Here is a 1,455-nt window from a genome sequence, read left to right on the forward strand (position 1 = left end):
CGAGGGAGAATGCGAGCGCCCACATTGACAGAAACGTACGGTTCGCCGATGGCGGTGTACATTGCTTCGACTCCCGGCATGGCGTCCGGTGTCGTCATCAATGCTGCCTGGCCCTTCGATCCGGCAGTCGCGACTCGCACCGGTGTGGTACCCGTTCGTTCTGCGATGAGGTCGAGTGCGACTCGCGGCATGATCTTGGCGAGGGCGATGAGGTCGATCTTCGCTCCGGTGGCGCGGCCGTCCGTGAACGGACACTGCGCGATGGCGGCGGCGATTCGGGGGTCGTCCGCGGCTGTCTCGATGACATGGCCGCCCCCGAGGGACGTGCCCCATACTGCGATTGCGTCCGCATCCACTCCCGGAAGTGACCGGGCGAATCCGACCGCGGAGCGCCAGTCTTCGAGCTGCTTGTCGAAGTCGACGATCTCACGCGGCTCACCGCTGCTGTCGCCGAAGTGGCGGTAGTCGAAAACCAGGCATGCATAGCCGGCGGCGTGGAAGCGTTCCGCGAACGGGCGGAGCCCTACGCGCTTGACACCGCCCAGCCCGTGCGCCATCACGACCAGTGGAACCGGCTTGCTCTCCGAAGCCCCATCCGGCATGAACAGCCATGCCCCGCAGAACTCGCCCCCTGACCCGAACTTGATCTCTTGGAACGCTTCGAGTTTGTCGATCATCGTTGATCCTCCTGACTGGGTTGAAGCAGAATGTGTCGACCGGCGCCCGTCAACTGGTCGGGGTTCCCTTGGCCTCCATTGCCGTCGCGGCCGAATAGTGGAGGGTGGCCGGATTGATACGGTTCGGAAAACGCTCGGACATCGTTGCGATCACCTCATTGGCATCCTTCGCCGACTCGTAGCTTTCAATGAACGCTGCGATGTACTGGCGAGTGCCGTTCAGGATCGACGCGACATCGTTGTCGGGTAGGTGGGGCTGCTTGTGGCCGGCGACCACGATCCTCGGGTTGAGTGCTTCGATCTTGTCGATGCTGCTGATCCATCTAGGCCAATCTGCAGGCGTCGATGTTCCCAGCATCTGATGGACACCGTTGTAGAGCACGTCGCCGGCTACGACCGCGTCGAGCGAAGGCACGTGCAAGACCGTGCTGTGCTTGCAGTCACCTTGGCCCAGGTCGATCGCGTGGAGCTCGTGCCCGTCGAGCACGATGGGACCGATCAACGCCTCGGGTAGTGCGCTGGGATCGACGACTTTGCCCGGCATCCACGCCTCTGCTGTCGCCTTGTCCTGCTCGACGACCTGGTGCACGGCGTCCACGACGGCTGGCATCGCGACGCCGCGAGCGGTCGGAAATCGTTCGAGCAACTTTCCCAGGCCGAAGTAGTGATCGAAGTGGGCGTGAGTGATGAAGATGGTGGTGAGGGTTTTTCCGGTGGCTGCAATGACATCCGCAAGCGCGTCGACGTCGTCTTTGGCGTAGAGGGTATCGACCAGGAC

Annotated in this window: 2 protein-coding genes; both read right to left on the minus strand. The window is 62.8% G+C overall.

What is annotated here, in order from left to right; all coding sequences use genetic code 11:
• The coding region (locus tag AC2ETI_RS32525) for an alpha/beta hydrolase (RefSeq protein ID WP_483635043.1) at positions 1-677 on the minus strand (677 nt) is incomplete at its 3' end.
• A 49-nt stretch (positions 678-726) separates the two neighbouring features.
• On the minus strand, positions 727-1,455 hold a 729-nt coding region (locus AC2ETI_RS32530; RefSeq protein WP_483635044.1), incomplete at its 5' end, for an MBL fold metallo-hydrolase.

This window comes from Rhodococcus sp. MurmanLake-1 (genome assembly GCF_056945715.1).